This is a genomic window from Marinicella meishanensis (genome assembly GCF_019931145.1).
Classification (GTDB): Bacteria; Pseudomonadota; Gammaproteobacteria; order Xanthomonadales; family Marinicellaceae; genus Marinicella; species Marinicella meishanensis.
On the sequence record NZ_JAIOUV010000006.1, the window covers coordinates 1 to 24,431 of the forward strand.

Genomic DNA, 24,431 nt, shown 5'->3' on the forward strand with positions numbered 1-24,431 from the left:
TCTGCTTCGCTTGTTCATTGTTCACCTTCTTTCCCGAAGTGATATCATATATCACCTCTAAGTCGGTGGCCAATTTCACTGTACCACTACAAAAACTCTTTCTGATCAAGAGGAGTTATTTGGAGTTGTCTTGGAAAGACAAGTTACAATAAATGGAAAAAAAGTAACACGATATTATTTTTCAACAATGATTATAGTACCCGCCTCATTTAGTAGATCATTTAATACAAGCTTTAAAAAGGGCAGTGTGGTATACGGGTATAATCATAGTCATCCAGCAAACAGTATTAGTAATCAAGAAAAATTTTCACCTGATGATATTGAGTTTACACAAAATGCAAGTGGAAAACCTTATTTCTTAAGAACACCATCAGGTGCAGTCCGAGAATTAAGTTATGATGTTGCAATAAAACCAAGAGTAGGTAAGAACAGTAAAAGATACATAGCTGGTAAAAATTTATGTCACTCATTTGACTGCTCTGGTTTGGAGGATTAAGTAATGAAAAAAGTATATTTATTTATTTTTTTCCTAGCGCCTATTTCTTGCTCTTCGAGTGAATTTGAGGGAAAAGAAAGAGTCATTAGAAACGATGAAACTCTAATTACCATTAATGTACCAAAGTACAAACAACTGATTATTAATGGAATAAATCATAGTCAAAAAACAAAGACCAATATTTTTTTAACAATACCTGAAGCAACAATTGAAAATATTAATCATAATATTCCAATAAACTTCAAAGAAGCGGTTCTACAGTTAACAGAATGGATGAGTAATGGCGACATTCAAAAGATCGTTTCAAATAAAAATAATCATATTGCATATGTTAGTCTGTTTGATGATGCTTATGATTTAGGTATATTCTTAGAGGAATTATGGAAACTAAAGACTAATAATAAATTAAGTATTTTATTTCAGCAGTATGGTGTTTACAGCACTTTACCAGAAAGGACAATTGAAGGAACCAACCCGAGCTGGATTGTAGAAGCACTATTTAGAGGAATTCATGAAAATTACCATAGAAATGAAATTAGTTCTTCCGAAATATTAACGAGAGTTGGTTCTCTCTCGAACTTAAATATTTATGATGCTTTTATAGTTCCAACTGATGCTCCAGTTGGTTGTGAATTGTCAAAAATAGACGCATTGGATGTTCATTTTGAATCAAGAGGTCCTTTGTTATCAGATAGAATTATTCATTGGGTTTCTTGTGAAAAAGATAAAACATATGTATTTCTATGGGAACAGGGATGGTTTATTCCTTCAGAGGATATATTAATTCAAATAAATGAGGCAATTGAGTAATGCATTAACAATATTTTATGACAGGATCCCGATGTAATGAACAGCTTTATAATTGAGCTGGTTAAAAAAATAGAATTTGAATTGTACTTTCTGGTTTAGAAGCCTTAAACGAATTCTTCCTTTATATCAGTATAACATAAAACACGTTATGTGATCCTGAGGTTTAAAGTGGGGGCCTGATTTTACGGACGCAACTGAATAATCACTCGCAAGCGTTTGCGGATGGTGTGATTAACAATTATCAATGGAGATGCCTGTCCCTGTATTTTTCCAACTTTAATCACATTAAATTGATACTTTTTGTTGCTTCACGTCTGTTGATATTGATATCAATTCAGACTGAAATTTAAACACCACTTGATCTTGAGTTGTGACACACGAAATTCGTTCAATGACCTTGGGTTGGCGTGATTTGATGTTCTTGATTGAGGTGATCGCGTAATTAACACCTTCCAGGTGCCTGGCACTCGGAAAGATGATGGCATCAAAGCCATTGTTTTGGCAGGCCCATTGACCTATTTTTTGGGTATATGAATGATCATCTGGAAGGGTGATTTTGTTTTCTATTGATTTAAATTGGGCGCTGGTCAAATCCAAAGCCTTTTTGGTGGCCACCGAGCACGAGAAGAGCAAGTGATTGGTGTTCAGCGGCTTGTCATATGTCACCTGGATGTGATCCAAGAACATAAAGCGGTAATACGCACATTCAACCAGGCATGTCATTGGATCTTTGGCAGCATAAAAGTGGCTTTTCATGTCAGTGGTGCCGTAGCGAGAGCCATACTTGAGGGGAGGGTATCTGAATGGTGTGGTGAGCAAATAATGTTTATTTGAATGCACCGGTCTGGGCTTGATTTCATCAAGCAAGTTCTCAATGATGGATTGCTCTTCGATGGAATCAGTGATGTTCATGGTGGCAATTTCCATGTCCGATTCGACAATCCGAATGACCTTGCCATTAAACTGAATGCCTTGCGTGTCTTTATTAAACAAGGCATCAAATCGAGCCACTAAACTTTTCCCCTCATGGCATCAAGGTAGTTGTTAACCATTACCAACCCTTCCATTGATTGCATGACATCAATGGGCTTACCATCGAAGTATTTGTTTTTAGTTCTAAGAAAATGGCTTTTGAACCCAGAGTCAGATCCAGATAAGGCAAACAATGATCGATAAATACGTATGATCATCAAGGAAACCTCACCTCGTAGTGAGTGGGGATCTATACCTGCTTTTAACGAGCGAGAAAGCGTGCTTCGGTCCACTTTCATGATCTTGGCCAAGTCTGCTTGGGAAAGCTTCATTTCGCCCGCTGCTTTAGTTAAAGCTTTGGCAACGACAGCACTTTCATTGGATTTTGTTTCTGGTCTTCTCATTCTTAATTAACCTCTAAATTCTGATATTAATTATAAGGACATGACGTGCATATAGCAACATATATTATATTCATTGCATTTTTCACGAATAAATTAATATGCTAATCTCAAAATACTTTCATCAGCATAGATTTTGAGACTCTTTATGAATGATCCATGTCTCGAGATAATCTATGTTAATTAATATACACAATGGATTTAACCCCGATTTTGCGGGCACTTCTAGAAGGTTATTATTAACCATTGCATGAGTGAATTTTCCTGAATGCTTGCGTATATCTATTGACTACACTATAGTGTGTATCTATTGACTATACATTAAACGAAATTATGTCCAAAACTGCCCCCATCAATATGCGCGTAGAGCCCAGTCAGCATGCCTTGTTGACCAAGGCTGCTGCCCTGCTAAAAAAGGACCGAAGCGCCTTTATTTTGGATGTGGCTTGTCGAGAAGCTGAGCAGGTTTTGTTGGATCAGCGACTGTTTCAATTGGATGAAGAAAAATTCAAAGCTTTTGAAGAGGTCTTATTGGCGCCCATTCCTGACAACAAAAAACTCAAAGCCTTGCTTGCTGAGTCCGCACTTTGGGAAAAATAACTCGGCCTGTTTCACTTAAGACCCCGCATCGAATCGATGCCTTCAGTTGTGGTGTTTTATCACTGGATGAGTGGTTGAAAAAACGAGCTTTAAAAAATCAAAATCAAGATCAAGGAGCCAGCAGAACCTTTGTCTGTTGTGACGGAGATGATGTCATCGGTTATTATGCCTTGGCAACAGGAAGTGTTGAACGAGCAGCCAGTCCAGGAGGTATTGCTAGGAACATGCCCAGTCCCATACCTGTGATTGTTCTGGGTAGATTGGCCGTTGACTGTGAGTACCAAGGACAGCGCCTGGGTGCTCATTTGCTCAAAGATGCCATCTTAAGGACGCTTGCCATTGCTCAGCAAGTTGGTGTCAGGTGTCTGTTGATTCATGCCATATCAGCCAATGCCAAGGACTTTTATCTCAGTTATGGTTTTCAAGAATCTCCGATTGACCCAATGACTTTGTTTTTGTCTCTCCAAAAGGCTCAGAAATTGTTGGGATAAGAAATTTTATTAACATCAATCACCCTGTATGAGTGTTTAGAGAATGTTCTTTCAATGAAGTCTCTGACCTCTGGTTTTCCTTTAAATTTCGATGTCAGTGTCTTTTGATTTTTTTCTATTGCCGTCCGTACTTGGTTCGGTGGTGTGGCCAAACAGCTTTCTGAATTCATCTAAAAACCGCAGAATTTGCTCTGTGGTCATCTTTTTACCCATTTCGATTTGCTTGGGATTGTGTAATTGAATGGTTTTTTTCATAATGATTTCAGTGATTTAACATCCTCAAGGTCCTGTGGCCTGGCAGATTTAGTTTTCATGTCAATCAGGTCAGTTTTGTTCAATAAACAGACCTTGCTGAGGCCCACTGATTTTTTGACCACCTCTCTATCTCCCAAATCATAATTGATCACCAAATCAACGCTTTTTGACAAGTCTTCTGGGTCATAGAAATTCCAAGCAATCATGTTTCTATTTTCAATAAATTCATCTCTGTTTTCATACAACTCTTTGGCATTGATGGGCAATTTTGAAACCAACCCAATGCTGTTCATTGCATTCTCTACCCCAATCAGCTGATCCAGTTCCCATTGAATGACAAAATCAATGTCAACAGTTCCTCGAACAGCGCCGTGTAAAGCCACAGCATAGCCACCGATCAATGCATAATTGATGTTGTTGCTAGACAGTGTTTCACATACTTGCAAGATAAACATGGTCTGTTTATATCACGATTGAAATAATTTCGTATAAGTTTTTTGGTTTTATCAGTGGCATCAATTTTTTGGCGATAAATAAGAGATAAGCACCAACGATTGGTGTGTGACAGTAAGAACTATAAAAATTGTTGAGCCGGTTTATGGTACTTTGCTTGCCTTCACTTTGAAAGATAATTTCTCCAATCTCAATAAACCACCTCAAGCAAGACCAGCCCAAAGTATCACCAAACGATCCCAATTGATCGTTGGTTGGTACTGAATATTTGGGGCTTGCAGTTCAATGGGTGTAGGATAGACTTTGGGAATTTTCATGAAGTCGAGGATGGGTGTGGATTCAGGTGGAACGCAATTCAGGGGTTTTTCTTCAGGCCTGAGCAAGGATGGGCCGTTTGCTGTGTTGGCTTTTGTTGTTTGGGGTGGATGGGCTTTGTATGCCAATTTCCATGCCGGGTTTGTTGTGGCTGTAATCTCGGCGGTGTTTCAAGGGACTTTCAGTTTGGTGATGACCTTGTGCATGGGTTTTCTGACCGCGTTTTTGTACCACCGCTTGGCGGTTCCTTGGTTGCAGTTGGTGATGCCGGCCTTGTTGATTTCTTTGTTGGCGTTGGGTTGTTTGACGCTGCTGCATCATGTGATCGGGACCCCTGAGATCATGATGACCATTTGGCCCGCTTTGGTGGTGGGCTATGGCTTTTGTTTGTACAGAACCATTCAATTAAGAAAGGAGGGCTCGAAATGAGTGACGAGAAGCGCCGGGCGTTAAAAGTCAGGGAAAAACAGTGGGTGTCCAAAGTGGCGGCCCGCATCAGTCGAATGCACATCACCCCGAATCAAATATCTTTGGCCAGTGTGGTCTTTGCCTTGTTGGCTGCTGGCGGCTTTGTGGGTTTTGGGGTGGCGCACAATCCGTGGTATTTGTTGGTTGTGGCGGTCATGGTGCAGTTGCGCTTGTTGTGTAATTTGTTTGATGGCTTGGTGGCGATTGAAGGGGGCAAAAGCACCCCGTCAGGTGAGTTGTTCAATGACGTGCCTGATCGCTTTGCCGATGTGGTGATTTTGGTTTCCTTGGGATATGCGGCGGCGGATCATGTCTATGCGGTCGAGTTGGGCTGGGCCGCAGGTGTGCTGGCGGTGATGACCGCTTATGCCCGAATTTTGGGCACCAGTTTATCCGCGCCGACTTTGTTTATCGGGCCCATGGCCAAGCAGCACCGCATGGCTTTGGTCACGGGTGTGTGCTTGTTGGCCATCATTGAGTTGTGGTTGTTTGCCAGCCATTATGTTTTGTATGTCGGCTTGTGGGTGTTGGTGCTGGGATCGGCCATCACCGTTTACCGGCGTTTGCGATTAATCCGTCAATTTTTGGAGCAAAACCATGTTTGATTTATCTGATCCAGTGAATGTGACCATGCTCATGGTGTTGGGCTTCCTGGTGGTCGCCCATGTGACCAGCTTGGTCCTGGTGAAGCTGAACAAGATCCAATCCCCTGAGGAGCTGTTGTTGCGGCTCAAATCCTGGTGGTGGATCATCGGCTTGTTGTTTTTGTCCATTGTGTCGGGGGTGACCACCAGCATTGTGTTGTTCGGTTTCATCAGTTTCCTGGCGCTGAAAGAGTTTTTGTCCATTGTGCCCACCCGACAATCAGATCGGCGGGTGATCTTTTGGGCCTATTTGACGATTCCGGCGCAGTATTATCTGGTGGCGATCAATTGGTATGGCATGTTCGTCATCTTCATCCCGGTGTATGCCTTTTTGATCCTGTCGGTGAGGATGGTGCTGACGGGTAAGAACAGTGGCTTCATCCATTCTGTGGGGGTGTTGCATTGGGGCATGATGCTGACAGTTTACAGTGTCAGTCATGTGGCTTGTCTGTTGGTTTTGCCCCTGGCTGATGCCACCGTGACGGGTTTTGGCTTGATGTTGTTTTTGATCATGATGACGCAGTTGAATGATGTGTGCCAGTACCTGTTTGGTAAATTGTTGGGGCGGCGCAAGATCATTCCTGCGGTGAGCCCCAACAAGACTTGGGCTGGCTTCATCGGTGGCTTGGCTTCGGTGACGGCACTGGCCGGATTGGTGGGCCCGATACTCACACCCATGGACCTTCAATTCAGCCTCATGGCTGGGTTCATCATTGGGGTGTCGGGGTTCTTTGGTGATGTGACCATATCATCGGTCAAAAGGGATTTGAAAATCAAGGACAGTGGTCAATTGTTACCCGGTCATGGTGGGATTCTGGATCGCATTGACAGCTTGATGTTCACCGCGCCATTGTTTTTTCACTTTGTTCGTTATTTTTATACTTGATATGAATCGATTGATCCAATTGTTGTTTTTTGGTTTGGTGGTCAAGCCGCTGGTTTTGATCGTGTTGGGCTTGAACATCCGTGGCAAGAAATTCTTACCGGCCAAAGGCCCGGCGGTCATTGTGGCCAATCACAACAGCCACCTGGACACCATGGTGTTGATGAGCTTGTTTCCCTTGTTCAAAATGCACAAAGTGCGTCCGGTAGCGGCTGCTGATTATTTTTTGAAGAACAAATTCATGGCTTGGTTTTCCTTGAAAATCATCGGCATCATTCCACTGGAACGCAGTGGCACGGTGGACAAAAGCCGTTTGTTTGATGACTGTCATGAAGCCTTGAACCGACAAGAAATTTTGGTGCTGTTTCCAGAAGGCAGTCGGGGAGAACCGGATAAGATGAGCGCTTTGAAGAAGGGGGTGTTTCATTTGATCAAAGATCAAGCAGGTGTTTCGGTCACACCGGTGGTGATGCATGGTTTGGGTTATGCTTTACCGAAAGGGGAGGGCTTGTTGGTGCCGGTGAATGTCGATGTGATCATTGGCCAGCCGATTGGTGAGCATGAGAATGCGGCGTCCTTTGTGAATGAAACGGCTGAGGTGTTTAATGAGTTAAAACAGCATTGCATCACCAAACAATCTTGAAGGTTCACCGGCTGTCGAATTGAATGGTGATGCCTGATGGGCCAAGCCAATCTTACGATTCTTTTTGTGGGCTGTTTTTGTGGTGCTGAATCAGCAGACCAACTGCGCATGCCACCACCAAGCAGGTCATCACGTAAGTCGTTCCATAAACCCAATGAATCAACATCAGCACCGGACTGACCATTTCATCCGCTTGGGCAAGGATGGGGAAAACCAACAGTGTGATCATCAACATGACTTGTTTCATCATTTTTCTCCTGATTTCGTAAAGACACCCATAATTTATACTTATTGTGTCCGAATGACACTGATTTGGGTTCAGGGTATTGATATGTGATACTTTGGGTGATGGGGATTGGATTTCTGAGTCATGCTCAGGGTGCCCCGGCAAGCGTGTCTGCCTGGTTCGGTTTAGCAATGGGTCACTGTTGGGTTCCTGTTCTTCAGGTTTTCTGGGTTTTATCTGCTTTTATGAGGGGAATCCAACTCAGCTTGTACTGGGTTGGTTTCGATCAAAGCCATGAGCAGTGGGGTGATGTTGGGTGTTTGTGTGGTCAAATGCGATGCATACCACTGCCGAAACAAACCCGCTTGTCCCAGCGGTTTGGCAACCCAGTCAAGTCCAGATCGTTTGCCGCCCAAAACCCATTCACTCAAAAAGCTCGCACCTAAACCGGCCCGAACCAGTTGCATGATGCTGCCGGTCAAAGGAACGGCAGATACTTGTTTGGGTTGGATCTGCTGGGGCTTCAGGAATTCATCCATGGCCCGACTGGCTTGAGCGTATTGAAAGAAATGTTCATCCCTGCAATCATCGGGCATGATGTATTCACGTCTGGCCCAGGGATGGTCTTTGGAAATCACCGCCAAGTACTCGTCGGTAAACAAAGGTGTGGATGTGACCTGGCGGTGATCACACGGTCTGTTGGCAATGGACAAGTCAATTTCACCAGCCAGCAGGGCCCGATTGGGATCGTCTGTGGCTTCAGCAACCACTTCGGCGCGGGTGTGTTCTTGACAGGCTTTGATCACGGACGGCAGCCAGTGATAACAGGTGAAGCATTGGGTGGCAATGCGCACAGTCGGGCGGTTGGGTTGGGTCAGGGCAACCAGGTCTCGATCCGCTTCTTCACACAATGGCATGATTTGATTGGCCAAGGCCAACAGGCGTTTGCCAGCAGCGGTCATGATCATGCGTTTGCCTATGCGCTCAAACAATTGAACACCCAATAAGGCCTCCAATTTCAAGATGCGACGAGACAGCGAAGATTGGGTCAGGAACAAACGATCGGCTGCAGCAGTGATTGATTCTGTTTGCTCCATCAGCTGGAGGGTGTGCAGGTGCTTGAGTTCCCATTTAATTGAATGCATAAAATGAATGTATGAGATTCAGATAATTCATTATATGCATTATATGGTTTTAATATAATGATTTTTTTAATTAATGGATCCCACATGAACACACCCATCAATACACCCATGAAAAAAAGAACATTCCTTAAGTTGGCCGCCATATCGGGTGTTGGTGCCTCCCTTCCGGTTTGGCCCCAAGAATCACCTGAACGTTGGGTGCGACGATTGAATTGGTCGGGCGTGCAATTCAGAAACGGTTCTACCGATGTGTTCATCGACCCCATTTTTACCGACATTTGGGGTGGCTCAAACCGCTATCCATTGGTCGATATTGACCGGTCAGCCAGTCGCAAGTATGTGTTGTTGACCCACACCCATGGTGACCACTTCGATGTGACTGGATTGAAATCGGTTTTGGGGGAAAAAGATTGGATCATTTGTGCTGCCAATCAGGCCACCAACATTGCTTCTCGGGGCTTTCAAGTCTTGCCAGTCGAGCCCTATCAACCCATCACTCGGCGCGGTTTCACCATGATTCCGGTGCCAGCCAGTGATGGCCTGGGAGATGAACAAGTGTCCTGGGTGGTGTTGTTTAATGGCCAACGCTATTTGCATTGTGGGGACACCATTTGGCATGGAAAGTGGCGGTCTTATGGGGCTGTGTATGGGCCATTTGATGTGGTCTTTATGCCGGTCAATGGGGCCATACAAGCCGACGAACCTGCATCGGAAATCCCCTTGTCATTAACCCCCAAAGAGGCGGTGGATGCGGCCATTCTGCTGGGAGCCAAACAGCTGGTGCCGACTCACTATGGCTTTCATGTACCAGGCAGTTATGAAGAGGTGAACGAGCCATTGATACAACTCAAAACGCTGGCGGACTCGAGGCAGGTGGTTGTCAATTGGCTGAAACCTGGTGAACGCCTTTAACGGTGCAACACCTGTCCTTTGACCCCAACCGGAATGCGATACACTTTGCCACCACGGTTCTGGGCATACGTGGTGGTGAGGTAGATCGATTCATGATCAAAAGCCCCTTCTCCAAACGCCATGCTGGCAGCACCAAACACGCCCTCGGCGATTAAAGTGTGGCTCCTTGTTTTGGGGTCGAATCGCCACACTTGGCCTGCGTTGTTGGCGGCGATGTACACCCGACCCAGCACGTCCATTACCAATCCATCCGGAGCGGCTTTTGGGTCCGGCAAAGCAAGGGCCAAAGTCGCGGCAGCGATTGGGTGGCCGGATTCATTTAAATTGATTGACCACAATTTGTTGTCGGCCACAATGGGTTTAATGGATGAGAAAATTTGGGCCACAAAGAGGGTTCTGCCATCATCAGATAATGCCAAACCGTTGGGGTGGTTGACAGCCGTTGTGAACAATTCTATGCGTTGATCTGGGTGAATTAAAAACACTTCATTGGTGACGTCGTCAGAAACCAAGATGCTGGCATCATTTCGCACCAGAATAAAATTGGGATCGCCAATGGCGTTGGCTAACCAGGGCTGTTTTTGGCCTTCAGGAGAGATCCGCCATATGATGCCATCTTGGTTTTTCTGGTGTCTAAAGGCGTTGGTGGCACCAAAATCTGCGACCAACAAGTCCTTCTCACCATACCCGGCCAACCCCAAATTGGACAACAATTCTGTGAGTTTGCTTGCTGTGCCATCGGTGTTGATTTCCCACAGGGCTTTGCCACCAGTCACAAACAGCCGGCCTTCACCATTAAAGGCAATCCCCTCACAGCCAGGAAAAACACCTTCCACCAGCACCTCCGGGGTGACCGGAAAATTTGGTTCTGTACTGGTTGCTGTTAAGGGCGCTAACAGCAACAAGCACAATGCGCACAATTTATGAATTGGGGTGTTCATGGTCTTTTTCTGAATCTGGTTGTTTAAAATAGAGGTGGAATGCCAAACCTGGATTTTGTTTTTTAACTTCAATGTGGCCTTGCTGCGCCTTGACCAGGGTTTTGACCAACGCCAAGCCAATGCCAGTGCCTGAAGTGGTTCGGGTCAACTCGTTGCCATCCCGGTAAAACAGTTGAAATATTTTTTTTAGTTTTGACTGCGGCAAGCCACCACCATAATCACGTACCATCATCTTGATGGTGTGGCCTTTGCCGTCACTGAAGACAATGTCGACTTTTTCCCGGTCAGGGTCATTGATTTCCAAAGCGCGGTAAAACTTGATGGCGTTGTCGACCAAATTAATCATGATTTGAATAAACGCGTCCCGATTCACCATGAGTGCTTGCTCGCCTAAATGGGCATCGTCTATGTGCAGTTTGAAATGATGCTGTTCTAGCAATGAGCCCAACTTGGAATGAATCAAATCAATGAGGGTGCGAACAGTGGTGGCCTCAAGAGACAAGTCCTGGGTTTGCTTGACTTTGGAAAGCAGCAAAACATTGTTGATCAAGCGCGACAAGCGTTGGCTTTCATCATGGATGAATTCATGGTATTGCTTGGTCACTTGGTTGTCATCAATCATGTCTGACTTCAGCATTTCTGAATACATGAGTATCGAAGTCAAGGGTGTTTTCAATTCGTGGCTGACAGACGATGCAAAATTCATGCGTTCTTCGGCCAAGTTGATGTGATGTACCCCAGACCGATAAAACACAACGCAACCGGCCAGAACCACAAACAGCAGCAAACACAAAAACAAAAACACAAATTCAGAACCCGGTCCCAGTGGCAAATTGGCGGTGGTAAAGCGCAATTCATATTGGTCAAACGGCGCCACCAATTGACCAAAGTAGATTCGCATCCAGTCTTTCTTTGAGTGTGGACTTGTGTTGATCTCCACAGACGACACATCCGCATCGTTGATGTCATATGTGAAATATCTGGTGGCCGCCAGTTCGGGCTCGACCACATTCATCAATCGGGCTTCAACCAGGCCATCAAATCGACCCAAATTCACGAATTCCGCAATCAAGTTAAACAAGAACAATTCATTACTCACCACAAACCCTTGCTGAACCAAGCCATTGTTCCATGCCATGCGATGAAAAATGATGTGGCCATCTGGGGTCGTGTGTTGATCAAATGAGGATGTGTCGCGTGACAATTCATTGGCATTGACCCAGCGAGATTCAGATTCAATCGAACCATGCCCCAGGGAAACGGCTTGCAAAAACCCATTGTCAATCAACAGCGCTCTTAAGGTGACAATTGCGTTTTGTCGCAATTGAATTTGTTCGGAATTTAACGGCAATGACTCGTTGGCGTTGTCTTGCCATTGCAGTGGCAACAATGGCGATTCGAACTGTCCATTGGCGTTGATCTGAAAGTGTCCGAGCAAACCCAACGGATGATTGGCGGCATCGACACTGGCGGCCAAAGGAGAAACCTCAAAAGTCACATCGCCAGTCACTGGGTTTTTTGTGGGTTGATAAAACCCGTATTCTTCAGGTGACCTTTGTTCTTCGGTGTCAAGGTGGTCTTTGATGTGTTTGTTGATTTGAACCAAAGCGTTCGACGCTTTCCAGCGGTATTGGAAGTAGGATTCATAAATGAACTGTTGGTATCCAAAATAGATCATCAGGCCCAAGCTGCCCACCACCCCCAGGAAAAAAACTGACATGGCAATTCGCAAGCGCCTGATTTTTTGCAGTCGGGTCATGGATTTGCGTGATTGATTACGCAACATCGGATGTCAACAACTGATAACCTTGGCCCCTGATGGTGATTAAAAATTGGGGGTCTTTGGGGTCAGATTCAATTTTTTTGCGTATTTTGGCCACATGAATATCGACGGTACGCGTGTCCAATTCTTCCGAGTTTTGGTATCCCCACACCTGAGAAAGCAGCTCAATCCGATTGACTGGACGATTGAAACGTTTGAGGCAAAGCAACAAATCCATTTCACGGCGAGTCAACTCACATGGCTGACCATGGGCTTGACCAGACAAGCGTTGCACATCAATTTGAATGGTGTTACCGATCTCGAACCAGTCATCGGTCCAGCCGGTTCGATTCAATAAATTTTTGACCCGCAACACCAATTCATGAACTGAAAATGGTTTGGCCACGTAGTCGTCTGCTCCCAAACTCAAGCCTTCAATGATGTCGGCTTCACTGTTTTTGGCGGTGAGCATGATGATGGCTTGGTCTTTTGACTGAGTGCGAATGGCCTCACAAATGGTGAAACCATCAACGGCTGGAAGCATGACATCCAAAATGATGCAGTCAAAAGGCTGAGACAGGGCCAAATCTAAACCCTCTTGGCCATGGCTGGCGTGACTGACATCGTAACCATGATAGACAAACAGATCGATTAAACCACGCAAGATGGCCGGTTCGTCTTCAACAATCAGCAGTTTGGCTTTGTGTTTGTGCATGCATGGTGTTATGGCAATCGGTTTAAACCATATTATCCCCAGAATTCAATTGCTTCAATGTAAATGAATTGTAAATTTTGACGGTCACATTTTTACCTAAATGTGGCTGTTCAATTCACACTGGAGTGATAGATTGGTTGTTTTCAATCAGGAACTTTGCGCATGAAACTTGTTTTGATTTTGGCCATGTTATTGAGTGGTGTGGCCATGGCTCAGGTCAGTTATCCATTGAATGAGGCCACTTGGGATTTTCACACCAAAGCCCATGTGTTTGAAGCCCACCATGGAGAAGAAGCCGTGGAAATTGCGGATGGATTGGCCGTGTTGAAAGAGGTTCAATTTCTCAATGGGACCATCGAATTTGATGTGTTCTTAAGTGCAGAGCAGTCTTTTCCAGGCATTCGTTTCCGCGGGGTGGATAAAAATCAGATGGAATCATTTTTCTTGCGCCCGCATCTGACCGGTAAACCTGACGCCAATCAAGCAGCACCTGTGATTGGTGGCTTGACTGCTTGGCAATTGTATTTTGGCCCCAGTTATTCATTTCCATACGATTATCGATTTGATGCTTGGACCCATGTCAAGTTGGTGGTGAATGACAATCAAGCTCAGGTGTTTTTAGACCATGCCAAGACACCGCATTTGTCTTGGTACTTAAAACACAAGCCCCAAGCGGGTTTTGTGGGCCTTGGGGGTGGTTTTGCCCCCGCTCATTTCGCAAACGTGACGATCGATGAGAAGGCGACTGACCTGGTAAATTTTGATGCCAATGAAGTCCCCAAATTGGCTTCAGCGGTCGGCCAGTGGGACATTTCAGACAAGTTCATGGAAACTGAATTGGCTGATTTGGACAATTTGGAAAACATGATTGAGCAAAGGGTGTGGCCGCATAAGATGACACAAGAGGAACGGGGCTTTGTCAACATTTCTTGGGATGTGATTCGGTATGGAAGCGAAGGAGATACCGTGTTTGCCCGCGTGCTCATTGAATCAGAACGTGATCAATACAAGCGCTTTGAGTTCGGGTTCAGTGATCGAGCGGTGGTTTTGTTGAATGGGAAGCCATTGTATAAAGGCAGCAAAAAGTGGCGCAGTCGTGATTACCGTTACTTAGGAACTGTGGGATTTCATGACTCGGTTTACTTGCCATTGAAGAAAGGCCAGAACACCTTGTTGTTGGCAGTGACTGAAGATTTTGGTGGTTGGTTGGTGGGCGGACAATTCTCAGATCAGACCGGGATTCGGTTGACCATGGAGTGAAGGGATATCAGCATACTGAATCTGAGTGAATCTGGCCAGTCCATGGGTTCACTCACCATAACTTTGTGTCGAGCCATGGTATCATCACCGCATGTCTAACCGAACTGACTCTGACAAACGCACTCCATAGAAAATTCTTACATGTCAATCAGGGCTTTGCCAAAATAAACTTGACCTGAACAACCTAAGTCTTGGTTTTTGAAAGGTGAGAACCATGGGCTTGGTAAGAAAAGACTAAGTACGTATGAAAATACACCTAACCATCATGTGGTGAGCCGATGAGTGGGTAGGGCTTCCTTAAGGGTGAAGATCAAGATTCAGGCAAGTCCTACGAACACCGAAGAAAAATCGTCCATAAAGTCCGTTCAACCCAAGTCTGGTCTGACAAGCGCGTGCTGATTATTTGGACTGGCTTATTTTCTGAACATCCAATATTGACCGTCTGCGTGCTCAACGGCTTTTAATCCTGATCTTTCATGCGCCCGCAGTCCCTGGTTGATCAGGTAAAACATGTCTGAGATCACAGCCCGTTCATCGGCGTAGTAAGAATGGCCCAGAAATGAAGTTTGAATCTCAGTGGCATCGATGGTTTCTATGCCTGAAATGATCACGATGTGGTCTCCTGAATCACCGGCTCTTGGGTGGCCGCCATGCACCGCTTTTGAGGCTTGCAGCGCCATGTCTTCTGATGAGGCATGCAGGGTCACCGGTCTACCAGCCTCGACCAGCGCCGGGGCGATGTCGCGTTTGAAAATGTCTGCATCAATGTCGGGAGCGGCCAGGATGATTTCCTTCACTTTGCTGCCGATGGCGGGGTTGGCATTGACTGCGTCCAAATAAGCCTGGGTCAAGGCCCTGCTGCCCATGCTGTGAGCAATGAGGAACACATGATCGGCATCGGATTCGTCCAGAAAATGAGTCAGGAATTGTTGGACATTGGATTTGGCCCATTGGATGTTCACTTCATCAAAAGTGTATTTGGGGGTGCTGCCGTGCGATGGCCAGCTGTAAAAGGCCGGGATGCCGTCGAAGCCCAGGTCATAGGCCATTTGTGCCGTGCGCCGTGCGGCATCCTCAAAGGTGACGTTGTAGCCGTGGATATAAATGAAGGCGTTTTTCTCATCTGATTCTTGGAGGCGGGCGGCGGTTTGTTCGAAGTAGGCGGCTTTTGACAAAGGTGAAATCTGCAGCAATACCACATGCTTATCCGGGATTTCTCTGAATTCAAATCGCCACATTGAAGGAGACTCCAAATCGCCCATTTTGTGATCACGTGGGATGCTGACTGTTGTCGTGCCGTAAGTCAATTCCCCCCGGAGAGGGCCAAAATGGGTTTTCACATCCGAGGTGTCATCAGGGTTTCTGTCCGTGGCATAGAACACCTCAACTTGCGCGTGATTCAACTCAGGAGTGGGTCTCACTCCACGATTGGTGCAGCTTGCCATGAAGGCAACAATGAGGATGAATAAGGCAGTTTTATGAGTCATTTTGGCCCTCAGTTAATTTTTTATTGGTCAGGAGATTTCATTTTGGATGATAACATCATATGCCATGTTCCTAAGAGTTGATTCTTCGTTGCCATAATGCAGCAAAAGGGTTTGTATCTGCCAGCCAAATGGTCGATGCCAGTCAAAGTCAATCCGCTCATTAAATACCATCAACCTCCACATTGATATTGACCGATGTCAGCCGTTGATGTTCATCAAAGCAATACAACACATAGACGTATTCCGGCAAAATCAAATAAAGCCTGATATCCAAGACGCGTCTGATCATGTGGCCGGATTGTTTTTTGCGGATATAAAATTCTCCATGGTGATTACAGGCCCCAGTACAACCAGATCCTGCATAAGACCAATGTTTATTGGAACCTGTCAGTTCTTCCTTGTGGCGATCCATGATGACATTCAGCTCAGTCCCAATGGGCGTTTCTTGCAATTGCCAGGCTTGCAAAGCGGCTTCATCTGGCAAAAGAAACGAGCATTGAGAAAGCAACAAAGTCAAAAGAATTAATGCAACTGTGAAGATGGATTTCATGGTTCAAAATGTTTAACTGTCGCCAGCAAATGTACTACATAATGAACCAATTCATGTGGTGGCAAAACAAAGTGCTGATTTACAAGCCTCAAGTAGAGTTTCATTCCCCCATTTCTGCAAGGCATCAACAGCAGAATCCATCAACTCATGTCATGAATCTCAATTGAAACTCGAAGTAGTCAGTATCTTTTGAGTAATCAATGGGAGTTTATAACATGAAGACTTTGATTTTTGGCGTGCTTTGTTTGTTTCATTTTTCTGCTTGTGGGCAAAACCTGTTGGCCAACAGCACCTTTGACAGTGATGTCAGTGATTGGTCAGGGCAACCTGGTGTTTATTCCTGGTCAGACACGTTTGGCAGCCCTTTTTCGGGAGCCGGTTCGGTGTATATGGAAAAAGAAATCATCAATAACAACAGAATCTTTGGTATTTCAGCCACCCGGGTTGCCGTGAATGAGCACCACACTTATTGGTTTGCCGGCATGGCCTATATACCCGACTCCAGTGCTGCTTTCAGGGCGTGGGCCAGGATTTCTTGGTTTGATGCAATCGGCAATAATCTGACCAGCCCCAGTATCCTAAATTTCAGTTTCCCAACCGATACCTGGGTGCCGGTTGAAGGATTTGTCACCGCGCCCGAGACAGCGGTTGAAGCCAGGATTTCGATCAATGTGGAAAGTGATGCGCCCCCGAAAGGCGGTACCCTTTTGTCATTCGGCTATTGGGATGATGTTTACTTTTTTGTGGACACGATTTTTCGAACTGATTTTGATTGATCAATCACCACCCCTGACATTCTTGACTTGAATTTGGCTGCCCACCTAAAAAAGCTTCGGGTCTTTTTTGCTTGGCCTTTTAACAACATTCTGTGGTGGCCTGTCTCTGTTTTTTTCTTCTTGTTATTACCATTCTGATGGATTGCTCATGATTGACTGATGATTGGGTTTATCGGTTGTTGTGTCAATTTGTACTTTATAAACTGCTGAATCTTCGCTGCTGTGATTGAACGTTAATCGGGCAGTGAAACGAACCGCCAATTGAATGTCACAACAGGGCAGTCCAATGCTTGACCTCCTCAAATTCATTGGTAATAAATTAAAACCAACAGATAAATTCCAATATGAAAACTAAACTTATAATGATTTCGTTGGCTCTTTGGCTGACACAAATGGCACATGCCAATGATATATTTAATGGTGTCATAAGCCGGGCTCTGGACCCATGCACCTTAACAACCCATCATTCAACCATGATTGTCGATGAGGTGTTGATTCCGGGTTACCCAAACTCAGATGGCATGGATGTGTATATTGAGAAGTCCGTCAAACTCAGTTTGCCTGGTCGCACGCCCGTCGTGATGATCATCAATGGCAATGGATATGGAAAATCAGCTTATGCAGAGATGGCCACTTTTTTGGCACGCAATGGTTTTGTGGTGGCAGTGGCTGAACGAGAGTTTGTTTCATCAGATCCACTGTTTCCCTTGAATGCGTTAAACAGCGTATTTGCTTTGCATGACATCGATGAGGATTCCCCGATTGGATTCGTTGGGCACAGCTTTGGCGGTTTTGTGGTCAATGAAGCCGCCATTGAGCAAGTGAATCTTGGGCTGGATTTTAACCTCAAATCAATCATCAATGTGGCGCCCAACATTCGCAGAGTGAATCCTTTGCCTGAGACCTTGTCTGGTCAGTTGAATGGTTTGCATACGGCGTCATTCCTCTCTATTTGGGGATCGAGAGATCGTGATATGGAAGGATTGGGTGGCATCCCTCGTGAGGGGATTGCAGCCTATGACCGCGTTGGTACCGAAAGCTCAACAACATGTGGCAATCCACCTTGTTTCGTTGACGCTGAAGATTTGATTGAAAAGGTATCTGTGTATGTCAATGGCGCTGATCATGCTGAGTTCATGGGTACAGTGACAGTGAATGCGCCTGGAGATTATGCGGTCTATTTAGACACACCGGACCAGACTTGTATTGGCAAAGCCTATCTCAATGCGTTTTTACGCAAACACCTGACTGGTTATGACAAGTTTGATCGATTCTTGCGAAAAGAGGTATCGCCGCCATCGTTTAAAAAGATATTCACATCGGCTGATGATGGGCTTGGGCAACCAGCGGGTGCTGCGTTGCGTATTTACCATCAATACAGCCCAGTGCAAAAGCGTTCATTGGAAAATTTTGAAGACGATCACTACGATGTTTACGCAGATTCAGGAGAAATTTTGCATTTCATCATTCAAGAGGGCAGCAATGTCAATGCGCCGTTTTACATCAGGCACCAATCAAGCACTTTGTTGGTGGCTTGGGCAGAACAGAACACCGGTCAATACATTGGCTTTGAAGTTCCACCATATGCTGAAGATGCCAGTACATTCACGCATTTGTCGATGCGCATTGGCCAGTTAAATGGCATGCCGTATCCGATGTATGCCAATGGACACGAAGACTTGACCATCAGAATGGGGTTATTTGACCAAAGTTTTCAGGCACAGGACGAATATGTGACCATTCCTCGGGCTGATACACACAGCACCATGCAGACAGTGACCATCCCACTGGAAGACCTGAATGGTGTCAACATGGATCAATTGCGCATGGTTTACCTGGCGTTTGACTCAGGCACCCAAGGCACCTTAATCATTGATAACATTGAATTCATCAGAGATTAGAGGGTGCTTGGAGTATGAACCATTGGTGAGCTTGTCATGGGTGTTTCAAAACAGGATCATCATATGAATCACGCAACTGACCGATCCGCAGGCGATGACCAAGGACAAACAATGGAGTGTTTGTCTTTGGTCTTATCTCAAACAGAAGCCTCAATTCAGGCATGGATAAATAGCCACTTGCCCTTGTGTAATCCAAATGTGTCTTTGAAACCGATAATTGATTCGTGCCAACGATGCTGATTGAATTGAATCAAGGGTTCATTTCAGGCTTCAAAATAATCGAATAGCGTATTTCAGATTTGTATGAATACATGAATTCAGTCGACTTGTTTTGTGATTAAAGCATAGTGTTTGATAGGTCCATCAACGTTCCTTTATCTATCATGAAAAATAACAACATTGAAACTCATGCGTTTACATCAACGTCAACTGTACAGACAAAAACTTTGTATCTCATACCTTTGAGGTTGTATTTGGGATTGTTTTATATTCAAACCGGCGAAAATAAAGTTTCCAAAGAATTTGGTTTGGGTTGGGTTTCAAGTATGGAATCTCAAATCAATGCAGCAATACCTGATTTAAGTGACTGGTATGCATTTTTTATTCAAGAAGTTGTGTTAAAAATGCCAGTTACATTTGCCATGTTGGTATCCTGGGGAGAGCTCTTGCTGGGCATCTCATTGCTCCTGGGAATCACGGTCAGATTATCCGCAATGTTGGGTGCGTTTATGGCATGGAACTTTGCTTTGTTGTCAGGGCGAGATTTGTGGTTACCTCATTTTGATACAACTTTGATGTTGGCTTTGATGGTTTTGGCATTGACGAGATCTGGCCAGGTCTTGGGATTTGACCAAATCATTGGTAAAAAATTTCCCAGCATAAAACCCATTTGTTAATTTCATTCCAGCTCAATAGTTGTCCATTGTTGCTGTTTTACTTTGGTTAATGGAACGGAGCCATGGACAGGATCGATTTGGGATTTCAGTCGAATGATTCTCAGCACGCCAAAAAAAACCTGGGATTAAAAGTACGAATAAAGTTAAAACTTCGATTTTTTCATGTCTTTGGATTCCAATATGGGTTTTTGGATTAATCACATGAAAATACAATGCTTCTCCTTATTGCTTGTGTTGCTTTGTTTCAACACCTCAGTAAATGGGTCGACTCGATCATATGACAAAAACTTGTCTGTGTCTTATTATGCAGATGATGGGGTCTTAATTCACAGCAATTTGGTCTTGAAAAACAACCACAAAAATGCACCGACAGCTATTTTATTTCATATGGCTGGCAGTAATTCAATGGGTGAATACACTGGATTCAGTCATGAGCTTGCTGACCAGGGATATCATGTTCTTGCTGTTGACACCAGGGCAGGGGGGGGGAAGTTCAACCAAATAAACAAAACTGTTCAACATAACAGTTCATTGGAAAACTCAGGATATTGTGAGGCAACACCAGATGTTGAAGCCAGTATTCGTTATGTGAGGGAGCATGTTTCAAAGGGACCAGTCATTCTTGTTGGGAGCAGTTTCAGTGGGGCCTTGGTGATGAATGCGGCAGCCAAATACAAAGATTTGGTGAGTGGATTTGTGGCTTTTTCTCCAGCATCAGGGCCTCCAATGGATGGATGTGAGCCTGAAGAGGCTTTGGCTTTTGAAATTGAAGGAATGGTTATACTGCCTGATTCAGAGCTTGAGTATGGTTGGATCAATCAGCAGTATATGCTATTTAAAGAACACGGCATCAAAACCATGACAGTTGAAGGTGGAATCCATGGGGTGTCAACTGTTATTGATGACCGAATTAACAGGGATGTGAGTTCCCTACGGGCTCATATATTTGACTTGATGAAAAATATGATTACTGATAAGGAAAAAAAAGTGGTGTTCAGTGTTGATGATTGGGAAATTGTCACTTATGAAAGGTCTGCACTTGGATCCAAGATGGCAATCTTATTTAATCAGGCCGCAGGAGACAGTAAGCAGTATCTTTCAACATCAAGAAAGTTGGCTGAAGCAAACATCACTGCATTAAGAGTCGATTTAAGGGGGCATGGTGAAAGTAATAATTTAGGCATTTTTGATCCCCGAATCGAAGATTCAAAAACCATGCTTTTTGAGTCTCACAATGAAATGATTCAGATTTTTCAATATGTGACGAAAAAATTGGGGTATGAATCTAGAGATATTTATGTGTTTTCTGCAAGTTACAGTTCGGATGAAGTGGTGAAGTCTCAAAAAATGCTTAATCTTGATGTGAATCACTTTGCATTTTCACCTGGATCTTTAAGTTCTGATTCAGTTTTATTCATATCTCAATCGAATCATCTGGTCTCAGTCATAAAATCACAAAATGAAAGAAAGTTTTTCGCTAACATGTTTCAAGAGATTGGAACCATAGCACCTAATGTGTCGCAAAAAATCATTGATGGTAGTGGACATGGGGTAGGAATTCTTGAGCAAAACCCCAAATTTATCAATGAGATCATTGCACTCATTAATTTATGAACAGTTTGATAGCCAGTAGCTCTGAATTTTTCGGTGTTTCAACACTCGTACAAGCTGGATTGTTTGCATTGATTTTCTTGTTCCTCGAAGTCAGGGAGCGTTTTTCGTTTCTCTTGCTGAGTGGAATTTTAGTTGTGATTGCGCTGATCAAAACGCATGAGCTGTTGTTTGTTTTTGGTGCCTATCATATATACCCTGGAACATTTTTTTTCGTTTTGCCGTTTCAGTGGTTGCTTGCTCCTCTGGTTTATTATTATATTCACATCAGATATGGTGAAAAAGAAAGGTCAAGTCTGAAATACATTCCTCACTGCTTGCCTTTTCTCATCGCTGCAATGATTTGTTTGGATTCATTATTAAACATGAAAGGTGATCCACCGCTGAATGAATCGATCTTGATGAATGATTTTTTTAATCAAACTTTAATTCAATTTTGGTGGCCAGTATTACAGTCCATTCAAATGATGACCTATCTGGTATTTGTCATCCGCTTTTTAAAGAAACAACTGAGTCAGCAATACAATTGGCACTCAAATGGCGTGCCAATCGATGCCAAATTTCTGCAAATAACTTCTCTGGTATGGTTATTTTTGGTCATTATTGATTTGTTCATGACTTTGGCCATATTTGCTCTCGCAAATAAACAATTCTATTCTTTTTTCAGTTCGCTGTTGGTGATTGCAGACTATTTGCTGGTGAATGTATTGATCGTGTCAGCCCTCAGTTTATATTTTAAGCAAAAATATGTAAGTCTGAAGAATTCAGGGGAGCCGAACAGGGAACTGGCACTTGACCATCAAGAAATGACCAGAATTTTGGACCTGGTGATAGCATATGTTAAACAGAGTCAGTGTTTTCTTTCTCCAGACTTGACGCTGAAAGAATTATCGAAAGAAACAAAAATATCACCAAGAGATATTTCTTTGTCGATCAATAACATGTATCAAAACTCTTTTTATTATTTCATCAACGAATTCAGGATAAAGGCAGCCAAAAAGATGTTGACCGAATTTCCCCAATCCAAGATCATTGATGTGGCTTATGAAGTGGGATTTAATTCAAAATCATCCTTCAACAAAATGTTTAAACATTTTACTGGGCACACACCGTCTGGTTTTAAAAAGCATGGATTGGTCAATTATTGAAATGTGGTGACTGATGATACGAAATGTTGCTTTGTGAACTCCGATTGAACTTGCCGGTTTTGATTTGTTACACCTATTTTCTGGCAAGGTATTATCACAGAATGGAATACTCAAGGACAGGCGTTCGGCATAAAGAGGAATACTCAAGGACAGGCGTTCGGCATAAAGGTCAGCTTGAGAAAATTAGCTTGTTTTTGCTTTGATTGGCATTGATTTTTTAGGTCTTGTAGTGAGTGATAGCCTGAATCGGGTGATGCTTGTTGAATTTGGTTGGTTTTGCCAGATTTGAAATAAGTTGGGCTGTGGCAGACTGAATCTGCTGTTGATAAATTGATGGATTCGACGCTATTCTAAAGCGGCTTTCAATCGCAATCCCATAGCGAATTTCTTGCCCACTTTGTGGCAGAAGTTTTTGAGTTGATCAACCGTACCAACTGCTGAGAATCCGACTGTTTTGAAGCCGGTCAATTCATCCATCCAAGTATCTGGATTGAGTCCCAGTCTATCGAGGATGGGTGGTAGGTTTTGAGGGATGTATCCGAGCTTGTTTTCAAGGATGGCCCGGCCTGAATAATCGACCAATTCCAAATATCCTGAGAGTGAAAAAGGCAGGTCTTTGTCGTCCTTGCCAAAGCCAATCAATCGGGTGTTTGTGTTTTTGATGCGTTCATGAATCGAAGTGTAGTCAGATTGTTCAGGCGTCTTACACATGGCGGCCTTGATGGGGTTTAAGTCCACATAAGCCATGCAAGTCAAAAGTGCCCGCTCATCCAGCAATGCCTGGCTTTTGAAGCGGGATTCCCAATTAATTTGTCAGGAACAAATTAACCCATCGGCTTGCCGATGACCCATAGGGCTAACTCCAGGGATGGAGTTAGCAAAGTGGCCGGTACAACCATCTTCGATGTTGGCACGACGCGCAATGTATTCATTCAAACACTTATTCGTCTCATCCATGAGACTCACCCCTGCGGGGCTTGCGTGAAAAATCGTTCCAGACGATTTTTTCATAAACCACGAGACGTCCATCAAACGCTTGCGGTATGTTTCAGTCTTATTGATGACGAATTCCAACTCTGGCTTGGTCAGTTGCTCGCCCCTGACAAAGCGCTCACAGATTAAGGGTAAATCAAACAAGCCAGCCCAGGTCATCAGCACTCTTTTGTCTGCCCAATCCTTGGTTGAGCTGACTTTCAACACGATGTGAAAATGATTGCTCATGATGGCATAAGCACAGATATCCACGGCAAACAATTTGGCCAAAAACTGCATCCGATCTACAACCCATTTTCTGCGGTGTTCAAATGACCTGCCTGAGTCTTTATCTTCACCGCAAAGGAAGGCCCTGCGCACACAACGACTGACCACATGATAGTAGGGTGTTTCATCCACACAAATTTGGTATTTCCTGGCCAGGCCCATGGTTTTTCTCCATTTAAAACCATGATTTTGGTTGTTCAGAAGAATTTTATCTGTGGCAAAGCCCTGATCGGCGTGTAAGAATATTTCTATGGAGTGCCTGTCCCGAACTAACTCTGTCCCGAATTAACTTTTGTGGTGGGTCAAGGGTTCGTTGAGCCTTTGGCAAATCGATGTTGTTTTATGTGCTGAATTGATGTGGGTGAATAAAAGATGTTTTTTCTCACATTTGTGAGGGGCTGTGATGAGTT

Annotated in this window: 28 protein-coding genes; 15 read left to right on the forward strand and 13 right to left on the reverse strand. The window is 44.2% G+C overall.

The genetic code is table 11. From position 1 onward, the window contains the following. Positions 1–130 precede the first annotated feature (130 nt). Positions 131–496: a hypothetical protein gene (locus K7G70_RS10950; protein ID WP_223788687.1), complete on the forward strand. Its 366-nt coding sequence runs from the start codon at positions 131–133 to the stop codon at positions 494–496. 3 nt (positions 497–499) lie between these two features. Further along, positions 500–1,306 carry a hypothetical protein gene (locus K7G70_RS10955; RefSeq protein ID WP_223788688.1) on the forward strand — a complete coding sequence of 269 codons (807 nt, stop codon included), beginning with the start codon at positions 500–502 and terminating at the stop codon, positions 1,304–1,306. Positions 1,307–1,591: 285 nt separating this feature from the next. Here the strand turns inward: K7G70_RS10955 and K7G70_RS10960 are convergent, their stop codons facing one another. Further along, positions 1,592–2,317, reverse strand: a complete 726-nt coding sequence (locus K7G70_RS10960; RefSeq protein ID WP_223788689.1) for an RES family NAD+ phosphorylase — start codon at positions 2,315–2,317, stop codon at positions 1,592–1,594. After that, positions 2,317–2,682 carry an MbcA/ParS/Xre antitoxin family protein gene (locus tag K7G70_RS10965; RefSeq protein ID WP_223788690.1) on the reverse strand — a complete coding sequence of 122 codons (366 nt, stop codon included), beginning with the start codon at positions 2,680–2,682 and terminating at the stop codon, positions 2,317–2,319. Before K7G70_RS10965 ends, K7G70_RS10960 begins: the two co-directional genes overlap by 1 nt. A 330-nt stretch (positions 2,683–3,012) precedes the next feature. On the opposite strand from K7G70_RS10965, the gene K7G70_RS10970 reads away from it, so the two are divergent. Beyond that, positions 3,013–3,279 (forward strand): type II toxin-antitoxin system TacA family antitoxin, encoded by a 267-nt coding sequence (locus K7G70_RS10970; RefSeq protein ID WP_223788691.1) that lies wholly within the window; start codon positions 3,013–3,015, stop codon positions 3,277–3,279. Beyond that, positions 3,267–3,770 (forward strand): GNAT family N-acetyltransferase, encoded by a 504-nt coding sequence (locus K7G70_RS10975; protein WP_223788692.1) that lies wholly within the window; start codon positions 3,267–3,269, stop codon positions 3,768–3,770. Before K7G70_RS10970 ends, K7G70_RS10975 begins: the two co-directional genes overlap by 13 nt. A gap of 81 nt (positions 3,771–3,851) precedes the next feature. Here K7G70_RS10975 and K7G70_RS10980 read toward each other — a convergent pair whose 3' ends face one another. After that, on the reverse strand, positions 3,852–4,025 hold the full coding sequence (locus K7G70_RS10980) for a hypothetical protein (protein ID WP_223788693.1): 174 nt from the start codon (positions 4,023–4,025) through the stop codon (positions 3,852–3,854). Then, positions 4,022–4,480 carry a hypothetical protein gene (locus K7G70_RS10985; RefSeq protein ID WP_223788694.1) on the reverse strand — a complete coding sequence of 153 codons (459 nt, stop codon included), beginning with the start codon at positions 4,478–4,480 and terminating at the stop codon, positions 4,022–4,024. The genes K7G70_RS10980 and K7G70_RS10985 overlap by 4 nt, the downstream gene beginning before the upstream one ends. Before the next feature lie 313 nt (positions 4,481–4,793). Here K7G70_RS10985 and K7G70_RS10990 point away from each other — a divergent pair, with 313 nt between their 5' ends. The 4 genes from K7G70_RS10990 to K7G70_RS11005 are packed head-to-tail and all read left to right on the forward strand — an operon-like array spanning position 4,794 to position 7,431. After that, the gene (locus tag K7G70_RS10990; RefSeq protein ID WP_223788695.1) at positions 4,794–5,222 is read left to right on the forward strand and encodes a hypothetical protein; all 429 of its coding nucleotides are present in this window, start codon (positions 4,794–4,796) and stop codon (positions 5,220–5,222) included. After that, positions 5,219–5,866 carry a CDP-alcohol phosphatidyltransferase family protein gene (locus tag K7G70_RS10995; RefSeq protein ID WP_223788696.1) on the forward strand — a complete coding sequence of 216 codons (648 nt, stop codon included), beginning with the start codon at positions 5,219–5,221 and terminating at the stop codon, positions 5,864–5,866. The genes K7G70_RS10990 and K7G70_RS10995 overlap by 4 nt, the downstream gene beginning before the upstream one ends. After that, positions 5,859–6,791: a phosphatidate cytidylyltransferase gene (locus K7G70_RS11000; RefSeq protein ID WP_223788697.1), complete on the forward strand. Its 933-nt coding sequence runs from the start codon at positions 5,859–5,861 to the stop codon at positions 6,789–6,791. Before K7G70_RS10995 ends, K7G70_RS11000 begins: the two co-directional genes overlap by 8 nt. A 1-nt stretch (position 6,792) precedes the next feature. Next, positions 6,793–7,431, forward strand: coding sequence for a lysophospholipid acyltransferase family protein (locus K7G70_RS11005; RefSeq protein WP_223788698.1), 639 nt, complete (start codon positions 6,793–6,795; stop codon positions 7,429–7,431). A gap of 52 nt (positions 7,432–7,483) precedes the next feature. Here the strand turns inward: K7G70_RS11005 and K7G70_RS11010 are convergent, their stop codons facing one another. Together K7G70_RS11010 and K7G70_RS11015 are read right to left on the reverse strand one after the other, a co-directional pair. Beyond that, on the reverse strand, positions 7,484–7,678 hold the full coding sequence (locus K7G70_RS11010) for a hypothetical protein (RefSeq protein ID WP_223788699.1): 195 nt from the start codon (positions 7,676–7,678) through the stop codon (positions 7,484–7,486). A 212-nt stretch (positions 7,679–7,890) separates the two neighbouring features. Further along, complete coding sequence (locus K7G70_RS11015) at positions 7,891–8,802, reverse strand: LysR family transcriptional regulator (RefSeq protein ID WP_223788700.1); 912 nt, start codon at positions 8,800–8,802, stop codon at positions 7,891–7,893. 84 nt (positions 8,803–8,886) lie between these two features. Between K7G70_RS11015 and K7G70_RS11020 the strand changes: the two genes are divergently transcribed. Then, on the forward strand, positions 8,887–9,714 hold the full coding sequence (locus K7G70_RS11020; RefSeq protein ID WP_223788701.1) for an MBL fold metallo-hydrolase: 828 nt from the start codon (positions 8,887–8,889) through the stop codon (positions 9,712–9,714). Here K7G70_RS11020 and K7G70_RS11025 read toward each other — a convergent pair. The 3 genes from K7G70_RS11025 to K7G70_RS11035 are packed head-to-tail and all read right to left on the reverse strand — an operon-like array spanning position 9,711 to position 13,132. Then, a complete protein-coding gene (locus K7G70_RS11025) occupies positions 9,711–10,655 on the reverse strand; it encodes an SMP-30/gluconolactonase/LRE family protein (RefSeq protein WP_223788702.1) in 945 nt (314 codons plus the stop codon). The two genes, K7G70_RS11020 and K7G70_RS11025, sit on opposite strands and share 4 nt — an antisense overlap. Next, entirely contained in the window at positions 10,636–12,441 is a 1,806-nt protein-coding gene (locus tag K7G70_RS11030) for a sensor histidine kinase (RefSeq protein ID WP_223788703.1), read from the reverse strand. The genes K7G70_RS11025 and K7G70_RS11030 overlap by 20 nt, the downstream gene beginning before the upstream one ends. Next, the gene (locus K7G70_RS11035) at positions 12,431–13,132 is read right to left on the reverse strand and encodes a response regulator transcription factor (RefSeq protein WP_223788704.1); all 702 of its coding nucleotides are present in this window, start codon (positions 13,130–13,132) and stop codon (positions 12,431–12,433) included. The genes K7G70_RS11030 and K7G70_RS11035 overlap by 11 nt, the downstream gene beginning before the upstream one ends. Positions 13,133–13,294: 162 nt before the next feature. On the opposite strand from K7G70_RS11035, the gene K7G70_RS11040 reads away from it, so the two are divergent. Next, positions 13,295–14,392, forward strand: a complete 1,098-nt coding sequence (locus tag K7G70_RS11040; RefSeq protein ID WP_223788705.1) for a hypothetical protein — start codon at positions 13,295–13,297, stop codon at positions 14,390–14,392. A 413-nt stretch (positions 14,393–14,805) separates the two neighbouring features. On the opposite strand, the gene K7G70_RS11045 is transcribed toward K7G70_RS11040, so the two are convergent. Both K7G70_RS11045 and K7G70_RS11050 read right to left on the reverse strand, forming a co-directional pair. Then, a complete protein-coding gene (locus K7G70_RS11045; RefSeq protein WP_223788706.1) occupies positions 14,806–15,630 on the reverse strand; it encodes an alpha/beta hydrolase in 825 nt (274 codons plus the stop codon). Positions 15,631–16,039: 409 nt separating this feature from the next. Next, positions 16,040–16,429, reverse strand: coding sequence for a hypothetical protein (locus tag K7G70_RS11050; RefSeq protein ID WP_223788707.1), 390 nt, complete (start codon positions 16,427–16,429; stop codon positions 16,040–16,042). A 389-nt stretch (positions 16,430–16,818) separates the two neighbouring features. Between K7G70_RS11050 and K7G70_RS11055 the strand changes: the two genes are divergently transcribed. The 5 genes from K7G70_RS11055 to K7G70_RS11075 all read left to right on the forward strand — a co-directional run bounded on the left by K7G70_RS11055 (position 16,819) and on the right by K7G70_RS11075 (position 22,761). Then, on the forward strand, positions 16,819–17,205 hold the full coding sequence (locus K7G70_RS11055; RefSeq protein WP_223788708.1) for a hypothetical protein: 387 nt from the start codon (positions 16,819–16,821) through the stop codon (positions 17,203–17,205). Positions 17,206–17,678: 473 nt separating this feature from the next. Beyond that, positions 17,679–19,106, forward strand: coding sequence for an alpha/beta hydrolase (locus K7G70_RS11060; RefSeq protein WP_223788709.1), 1,428 nt, complete (start codon positions 17,679–17,681; stop codon positions 19,104–19,106). A gap of 383 nt (positions 19,107–19,489) precedes the next feature. Continuing rightward, positions 19,490–20,002, forward strand: coding sequence for a DoxX family membrane protein (locus K7G70_RS11065; protein ID WP_223788710.1), 513 nt, complete (start codon positions 19,490–19,492; stop codon positions 20,000–20,002). A gap of 342 nt (positions 20,003–20,344) precedes the next feature. Continuing rightward, positions 20,345–21,616 (forward strand): alpha/beta hydrolase family protein, encoded by a 1,272-nt coding sequence (locus K7G70_RS11070; RefSeq protein ID WP_223788711.1) that lies wholly within the window; start codon positions 20,345–20,347, stop codon positions 21,614–21,616. Then, positions 21,613–22,761 (forward strand): AraC family transcriptional regulator, encoded by a 1,149-nt coding sequence (locus tag K7G70_RS11075; RefSeq protein ID WP_223788712.1) that lies wholly within the window; start codon positions 21,613–21,615, stop codon positions 22,759–22,761. Before K7G70_RS11070 ends, K7G70_RS11075 begins: the two co-directional genes overlap by 4 nt. Before the next feature lie 345 nt (positions 22,762–23,106). Here the strand turns inward: K7G70_RS11075 and K7G70_RS11080 are convergent, their stop codons facing one another. Then, positions 23,107–23,508: a hypothetical protein gene (locus tag K7G70_RS11080; protein ID WP_223788713.1), complete on the reverse strand. Its 402-nt coding sequence runs from the start codon at positions 23,506–23,508 to the stop codon at positions 23,107–23,109. A 66-nt stretch (positions 23,509–23,574) separates the two neighbouring features. Further along, positions 23,575–24,183, reverse strand: coding sequence for a transposase (locus K7G70_RS11085; RefSeq protein WP_223788714.1), 609 nt, complete (start codon positions 24,181–24,183; stop codon positions 23,575–23,577). Between the last annotated feature and the right edge of the window lie 248 nt (positions 24,184–24,431).